Source organism: Mesorhizobium sp. M2A.F.Ca.ET.039.01.1.1 (assembly GCF_003998035.1).
Classification (GTDB): Bacteria; Pseudomonadota; Alphaproteobacteria; order Rhizobiales; family Rhizobiaceae; genus Mesorhizobium.
Window position 1 is genome coordinate 1 of record NZ_RZRY01000304.1, and the last position, 7314, is coordinate 7314.

Here is a 7314-nt window from a genome sequence, read left to right on the forward strand (position 1 = left end):
CTTTATTCCATGCGGGACGTGCTCGGCCTGAGCTGAGGCGTCTCTTCCGTAAAATTCCAAAGGAGCAAACATGTCGGGAACTCTCGTGCTCGTGCGCCACGGCCAGAGCGAATGGAACCTGAAGAACCTGTTCACCGGCTGGCGTGATGTCGGCCTGACCGAGCAGGGCACCGCCGAGGCGCTGGCCGCCGGCGAGAAGCTCAAGGCGCGCGGCCTGAAATTCGACATCGCCTACACTTCGGCGCTGCAGCGGGCACAGAAGACCTGCCAGCTGATCCTCGACGTCGTCGGCCAGAGCGAGCTCAAGACGATCCGCGACCAGGCGCTCAACGAGCGCGACTATGGCGACCTCTCCGGCCTCAACAAGGACGACGCGCGCAAGAAATGGGGGGAGGAGCAGGTACATATCTGGCGCCGTTCCTACGACATCGCGCCGCCCGGCGGCGAAAGCCTGAAGGACACGGGCGCGCGCGTGTGGCCCTATTACCTGCACGAGGTGCAGCCGCATGTGCTGCGCGGCGAGACGGTGCTGGTCGCCGCGCACGGCAATTCGCTGCGCGCGCTGATCATGGCGCTGGACGGCAAGAGCGGCGAAGAGATCGTCAAGCTCGAGCTCGGCACCGGCGTGCCGGTGATCTACAAGCTCAACGCCGATTCCACCGTGGCGAAGAAAGAAGTGCTGGAGGGGTGAGGAGCAGCTTCCTTCTCCCCGTTCACGGGGAGAAGGTGCCCGAAGGGCGGATGAGGGGCAGCGCCGGCTTCGGCGACTACTCGTCCGGGCTCGAAGCGAGAGCCGGAACCCCACCTGACCAGCGTCGGCGCCGCCCCTCACCTGCCTGCCGGCATCCTCTCCCCGTATAGTGACGGGGAGAGGGAAGCGCCGCCGCCGGTTTCGCCAATCGCCAGCGTTGCGGGAAGGGTGACGAGGGCGGCGCAGACATCGACGAAAAAAGCGCGTTGACACATATCGTTTGCCCGCTTACATGAGCGCCCACCAGCCCAGATGGCGGAATTGGTAGACGCGCACGGTTCAGGTCCGTGTTCCGCAAGGAGTGGAGGTTCGAGTCCTCTTCTGGGCACCATCTCATCCCGACTACCAACGGGATCGGCCTTATCCGCCAGCGATCACGACGTTCAAGATTAGCCTTTGACCTCGGAACTTCGTCATCCCAGGGCGGAGCAGGAGCGAAGCTCCGTCGCGGAGACCCTGCGATCCATGCCGTGACGTCGAGGCGCGGCCCTCCAGAATTCTGCTCTGCTGCGTTCTCCGACAAAGGTCACGGCATGGATCCTCGGGTCAAGCCCGAGGATGACGACGCATAGGGTGCCGCCCCAACCTCCCCTTCCGGCCAGTCCTCGAACAAACCGCTTCAAACCCGGCGGCCATGACGCTACGGTCGCGCCATGGCCCCTTCCGTCAGCCCGACCATCGCCGCCCGCCGCGACCAGATGTTCCCGATCCTCTCGGAGGCGGATATCGAGCGCATGCGCCGCTTCGGCGAGGCGCGCGCCTATGCCGCCGGCGAGCATATCGTGACGGCCGGCACGGTTTCGCCAGGCGTGATCCTCATCCTGTCGGGAAAAGTGGACATCACCCAGGCCGGCGGGCTCGGCCAGCCTGAACCGATCGTCACCCATGGCGCGGGCAATTTCATCGGCGAGCTGGCGCAGCTGTCGAACCGGCCGTCGCTGGTCAATGCCGAGGCGGTCGAGCCGGTCGAGGCGATCGTCATCCCCTCGCAGCGGCTGCGCGACCTGATGGTGCAGGAGGCCAATCTCGGCGAGCGCGTCATGCGGGCGCTGATCCTGCGCCGAGTCGGGCTGCTCGAAAGCGGCGCCAGCGGGCCCGTCGTCATCGGCCCACCGGGCAATGGCGACGTGCTGCGGCTGCAAGGGTTCCTGCGGCGCAGCGGGTTGCCGCACCGGGCGCTCGATTCCGACACCGACCCTTGCGCGAAAACGCTGATCGAGCGGTTCCATGTCGATCCGCACCATCTGCCGATCGTGCTCTGCCCGAACGGCAAGCTGATGCACAATCCGGGCGAGAACGAGCTTGCCCGCTGCGTCGGCCTGCTGCGGCCGATCGATGCCGACAAGGTCTATGACGTGGCGATCGTCGGCGCCGGGCCGGCAGGGCTGGCGGCGGCGGTCTATGCGGCCTCGGAAGGGCTGTCGACCATCGTGCTCGACTGCCGCGCTTTCGGCGGGCAGGCCGGCGCCTCGGCGCGAATCGAGAACTATCTCGGCTTCCCGACCGGCATCACCGGCATGGCGCTGATGGCGCGCGCCTACAACCAGGCGCAGAAATTCGGTGTGGAGATGGTGATCCCAGACGAGGCGAAGCTGCTCGACGACGCCGGCGACGGCGCCCGCTACAGGCTTGCCATCGGCGATGGCGAGAGCGTTCGCTCACGCGCGGTGGTGATCGCCAGCGGCGCGCGTTACCGCCGCCTCGACATCGCCAACCTGGCGCAGTTCGAGGGCACCTCGGTGCATTACTGGGCCTCGCCGATCGAGGCCAGGCTTTGCCAGAGCCAGGAGGTGGCGCTGGTCGGCGCCGGCAATTCGGCCGGACAGGCGGCGGTCTATCTGGCGAGCCAGGTGCGCAAGGTGACGCTCCTGGCGCGCCGCGACAGCCTCGACGCCACCATGTCGCGCTATCTGGTCGAGCGCATCAAGGCGCAGCCCAACATCGAGGTGCTGACGCAGACCGAAGTGACGGCGCTTGAGGGCACCGAGGGTAATCTCGAGCGGCTGCGCTGGCGCAACCGGGTGACCGGCGAGGAGACGGAGCGCGCCATCCACCACCTCTTCCTGTTCATCGGCGCCGACCCTAACACCGACTGGCTGGCCAACTGCAACGTGGCGCTGGATGCCAAGGGTTTCGTGCGGACCGGACCGGACACGACGCCAGGGCACGGGCTGATGGAAACCAGCCGCAGCGGCGTCTTCGCCATTGGCGACGTGCGCTGCGGCTCGACCAAGCGCGTCGCAGCCGCCGTCGGCGAAGGCGCGCAGGTGGTCGCGGCCTTGCATGCCTATCTGGCGCGGAACGGCGGCGGCGCCGTGAACGAATAGACCAGCGAACCGGCGAGGAACCCGCGATGGACGAATGCAGGCATACCAGGGACATCAAAAAGGTCACGCCGAGCGCGCTGGGTTGCGAGGAATGCCTGAAGAGCGGCTCCTGGTGGGTGCATCTCAGGCTCTGCCGGACCTGCGGCCATGTCGGCTGCTGCGACGACTCGCCCAACCGCCACGCGACGAAACATTTCCGTGCCACGCAGCATCCGATCATCGAGGGCTACGACCCGCCGGAAGGCTGGGCCTGGTGCTTCGTCGACGAGGTTTTCGTCGACCTCGAGGGCGATACGACGCCCCAGAACGGGCCGATTCCGAAGTTTGTTTGAGTCCAGCCGTTCCGGGCCGCGCTTTACCGCACCGAGCCCGTCACAGTCGGGTCGATGGCGTCGGGCACGGATTTGCGCTCGTTGCCGGCAAAAATGCCGATGAGCAGCAGGCTAAGCACAACCGGCACAAACAGGATGGCGATGCGGGCCTGCACGTAGAAGATGGCACGCCATTCGTTTCGCTTTTCGGGGCTGTCGTTCATCATGCTCGCTCTGTCTGCGCCACCCAGGGCGGGACATAGAGACGAAGCGTTAAACATCTCCTTCCGATTCCGTTAACGGGCGACGATGTGCTATGTTGAAGTCATGAAGAACGACCGCACAGACGCGCCTCCGTTTGGTGAGACACTCGAGAACCGCATCAAGGTTCCGCCGAAGGTCTATGCGGAGTTCCTGGCGCTTCTCGATGCGCCGGCCAAATCCAATGAGAAGCTATCCAGGCTCATGAACGCCCCACAGCCATGGGAGAGCAAGTGACCCTCTCCGTCTCGGCGCTGCGCGCCGATCCACCTCTCCCCCACCTTGTGGGGGCGAGGAAATGCCAATCCCCCAAAGCCACGGCCTTCGCAAGCCTGGGTTCCTCGCCCCGCCAGAGGCGGGGAGAGGTGGCTCGGCGAAGCCGAGACGGAGAGGGAGCGCCCTATGCGATTGGATGCCGGATGCGCTTTCCTATCGCCTGAAAAGTTCGCCGCGCTGATCAGCGTGCAGGCAGCGCGAACAACCTTCCACCCGCCGGCACCACGTCGTCGATGCCGGCGAGGCGCAGGCAGTGCCAGGCCATGGCGTGGTTGGAGGAGGTGACGGGAATGCCGATGCGCCGCTCCAGATCGGCGACCGCCTCGGCGACGCGCAGGCTGGTGCAGGAGATGAAGATCGCATCGACGCCGGGCACTTCAGCCATGCGTTCGGCGGCAGCCTCGATGGAAGCCAGCGCGATGCGGGCGGCCTCGCGGTCGTCTCGGCGGTCGAAGGTCGCGACGGCCGCGATGTCGAGGCCGCGACCGGTGAAATAGCGGACAAGGCCCTGGTTGATCTCGGGCGCGTAAGGGGTGAGCAGGCCGATGCCCTTCGCGCCCAGCGCCTTGAAGGCGGCCAGCGCGCCGGTGACCGGCGTGGTGCAGGCGACGCCCGGCCGCGCCTTGCGGATTTCGGCGAAGACGGCTTCCTCGCCAAGCGTCATGGTGGCCGAAGTGCAGCCGAAGCCGACGACGTCGAGCGGGATGCTGGGCAGGATGAGATCGACGGTGGGGGCGATGCGCGGGCCGATGGCGCGCAATGTGTCAGGCGTGATGTCGTTGTCGTTGAAGAGGCGCGCCTCGTAGAAGGCGACGCCCGGAATCCGGACCAGCGCGCGGAACTCGTGCTCCAGCGTCTGATCGGTGGCAAGGATCGCCAGGCCGATCGCCGCGCGCGAGGCGAGGCCGCCGTCGATCTCGGATGGAAGGACGCCAAGGTCCACCGGTCCAGAAGATTGCGGGCGGGTAGCGGCCGCGCTGACAGACATGGCATTCCCTTTCCTGGCGGATCCCGTCGGGGATCATGCGTTCAGTTCAAAAGTCCATCCATCGAAATGGCCGGCTTGCGGCCGGCGATCAGGTCGGCGGTGATGCGGGCCGAGCCGTGCGACATGGTCCAGCCGATATGGCCGTGCCCGGTGTTGAGGTAGAGGTTGCGTAGGCGCCGCCGGCCGAATTCGGGCAGGTTGTTCGGCGTCATCGGCCTGAGGCCCGCCCACATCTCGGCGCGGTCGTAATCGGCGCCTTCCGGATAAAGCTCCTCGGTCACGCCCTTCATGAAGGTGAAATCGGCCGGCTTGTGGCTGGTGTCGTAGCCGGCGAATTCGGCGGTGGCGGTGACGCGCAGCCGGTCGCCGAAGCGCGAGACGGCGACCAGATTGTGCTCGTCGATCGCGGCGATGGTCGGCGGCGCCGGGCGGTTGCCGATCGGGATGGTCAGCGAATAGCCCTTGACCGGATAGATCGGCAGGCTGAGCCCGATCGTCCTGGCGATCAGCGGGCTGTAGGAGCCGAGCGCCAACACATAGGCGTCGCCCTTGACCGCGCCCTTGTCCGTCATCACCTGCGCGACGCCGTCGCCCGACGTCTCGATGCCGGTGATGGTGGTGCCGGTGCGAATCTCGCCGCCGCGCTCGACCACCTTGGCGGCGAGCGCGCGGGTGAATTTCGCCGGGTCGCCGGTCTCGTCGGTCGGGCAATGGATGCCGCCGGCGATCTTTTCACTGGCCGAGGCCAGCGACGGATCGAGCGCGACAATGGCGTCGCGGTCGAGCACCTTGATCAGCTGGCCGTCGGATTCCAGCAGCCGCATATGCTCGACGCCTTTGTCGAGCGCCTGCTGGCTGCGATAGAAATAGAGGATGCCGCGATCGTTGCGGTCGTAGTCGATCGCCTCGTCGGCGACCACTTCTTGCAGCACCGATTGCGAATAGACGGCGAGCCGGTGCTTGAGCAGCGTGTTGCGCCTGGCCTTCTCGGCCGTGCATTCCATCAGGAACAGCCACGACCAGCTGTAGAGCCTCGGATCGGCCGAAAGCCTGAAGCGCAGCGCCTGATCCTTCAGCACCAGCGATTTCAGCAGGATCATCGGCGCCCTGGGCGAGGACCAGACGAAGGAATGCCCCGGCGCGATCATGCCGGCATTGCCCCAGCTTGTCTCGGCCGCGACCTGTTGCTGGCGCTCGAGGATGACGACCTCGTGCCCGTCCTTCTGCAGCTGGTAAGCGGTGGTGACGCCGACCACGCCGCCACCCAACACGATCACGCGCATCACGCCTCCGGAGATCGCAAAGTGAGTACACTTTAGAATCTATCGCGAGATCCGCAAGGGGCAGCCTGCAAATGGCCGTCTTTTTGAGATGCCGGCGGATCGTGGCGTTGAGGTTTTCGGCGAAAGCTCTACGCCGTCTCCGGGAAAAGCCGCGCCAAGCCGCGCGCGGCCACTTCGATGGCGTGCTCAGAGCTCAGCGTGATGTGTTTTTCGAGCAGGCTCGCTCCGCCCGCGGCGTCGCGGCGGCGCAGGGCGCGAATGATCGCGTCATGCTCCCGATAGGTGCGGTCGCGACGCGACGAAGACTCCAGGTCGATGCATCTGAAGAAGCGGATACGCGAGCAGAGACCCTCAAGCGCGCTTATCATCTGCGCATTCTTCGACAATCGCGTCAGGCCCATGTGGAAGCTCTCGTCGGCGACGGCAATCTTCGCCCATGAGCCCTCGTCTTCCGGGTTGCTGTGTCTTGTCCAGGTCCCGGCTGCCGCCTCGATCTCGGCATCGCTCGCCCGCTCGCAGGCAAGCACGAAGGCGGCACGCTCGATCGCCGCGCGAAGCTCGTAGAGATCGCGCACCGCCTCCGGCGTCAGCTCGCGGGCGAAAAAGCCCTTGTTCGGCACGGAGGTGACAAAACCATCGCGCTCCAGCCGATTGAGCGCGGCGCGCACCGGCGTGCGGCTGACCGCCAGCTCGGCGGCGAGCTCGACCTCGTTGATCCGCTCGCCCGGCCGGAAACGATAGTCGATCGCGAAGTCCTTGATCCGGGCATAGACACGCTCGACGCTGTCGGCCGCGCGGACGGCACGCGTAGCCGCCGATTTTTCGCCACTGCCGCGTCCTTGTGTCATCAGGTCCTATCCCGGCGCCGCCGGCCAATCGGCGGGCGCTTCTATGATACGTTCTGAAATCGCAAAGTGCACTCAGTTGCGCTGCGTTTCACCGTCTCATGGAAACGGCGAAGCGCTCTTTGTTTGTCGCAATTCCCGGGCGGAAGGCTACGGCGAAGGCGGCTCACACTTTTTCCTGGAATTGCTCTAGTTCCTCAACACAAGTTTTGACCTGGTTAGAGCGCGATGGCAGATCCCCGGCCTTGGCGACTGACTGGACATCTATCGCG

At 65.8% G+C, this 7314-nt stretch carries 8 protein-coding genes and 1 tRNA gene; 5 read left to right on the forward strand and 4 right to left on the reverse strand.

What is annotated here, in order from left to right; all coding sequences use genetic code 11:
* The first annotated feature begins 70 nt into the window (after window positions 1-70).
* From EOA24_RS21565 to EOA24_RS21580, 4 genes are all read left to right on the forward strand, one after another.
* A complete protein-coding gene (locus EOA24_RS21565) occupies window positions 71-691 on the forward strand; it encodes a 2,3-bisphosphoglycerate-dependent phosphoglycerate mutase (RefSeq protein ID WP_126080317.1) in 621 nt (206 codons plus the stop codon).
* A 306-nt stretch (window positions 692-997) separates the two neighbouring features.
* Window positions 998-1082: transfer RNA gene (locus tag EOA24_RS21570), tRNA-Leu, on the forward strand.
* 322 nt (window positions 1083-1404) lie between these two features.
* Window positions 1405-3078 (forward strand): cyclic nucleotide-binding domain-containing thioredoxin-disulfide reductase, encoded by a 1674-nt coding sequence (locus tag EOA24_RS21575; RefSeq protein ID WP_126080318.1) that lies wholly within the window; start codon window positions 1405-1407, stop codon window positions 3076-3078.
* Between the two features lie 26 nt (window positions 3079-3104).
* Complete coding sequence (locus tag EOA24_RS21580) at window positions 3105-3410, forward strand: UBP-type zinc finger domain-containing protein (RefSeq protein ID WP_126080319.1); 306 nt, start codon at window positions 3105-3107, stop codon at window positions 3408-3410.
* Window positions 3411-3433: 23 nt separating this feature from the next.
* On the opposite strand, the gene EOA24_RS21585 is transcribed toward EOA24_RS21580, so the two are convergent.
* Window positions 3434-3616: a hypothetical protein gene (locus tag EOA24_RS21585; protein ID WP_126080320.1), complete on the reverse strand. Its 183-nt coding sequence runs from the start codon at window positions 3614-3616 to the stop codon at window positions 3434-3436.
* A gap of 82 nt (window positions 3617-3698) precedes the next feature.
* Here EOA24_RS21585 and EOA24_RS21590 point away from each other — a divergent pair, with 82 nt between their 5' ends.
* Entirely contained in the window at window positions 3699-3887 is a 189-nt protein-coding gene (locus EOA24_RS21590; RefSeq protein ID WP_126080321.1) for a DUF1778 domain-containing protein, read from the forward strand.
* 220 nt (window positions 3888-4107) lie between these two features.
* On the opposite strand, the gene EOA24_RS21595 is transcribed toward EOA24_RS21590, so the two are convergent.
* The 3 genes from EOA24_RS21595 to EOA24_RS21605 all read right to left on the reverse strand — a co-directional run bounded on the left by EOA24_RS21595 (window position 4108) and on the right by EOA24_RS21605 (window position 7045).
* Window positions 4108-4914 (reverse strand): aspartate/glutamate racemase family protein, encoded by an 807-nt coding sequence (locus tag EOA24_RS21595; protein ID WP_127410048.1) that lies wholly within the window; start codon window positions 4912-4914, stop codon window positions 4108-4110.
* Between the two features lie 41 nt (window positions 4915-4955).
* Window positions 4956-6197 carry a D-amino acid dehydrogenase gene (locus EOA24_RS21600; protein ID WP_126080323.1) on the reverse strand — a complete coding sequence of 414 codons (1242 nt, stop codon included), beginning with the start codon at window positions 6195-6197 and terminating at the stop codon, window positions 4956-4958.
* A 128-nt stretch (window positions 6198-6325) separates the two neighbouring features.
* On the reverse strand, window positions 6326-7045 hold the full coding sequence (locus EOA24_RS21605; protein ID WP_126080324.1) for a GntR family transcriptional regulator: 720 nt from the start codon (window positions 7043-7045) through the stop codon (window positions 6326-6328).
* Window positions 7046-7314 lie beyond the last annotated feature (269 nt).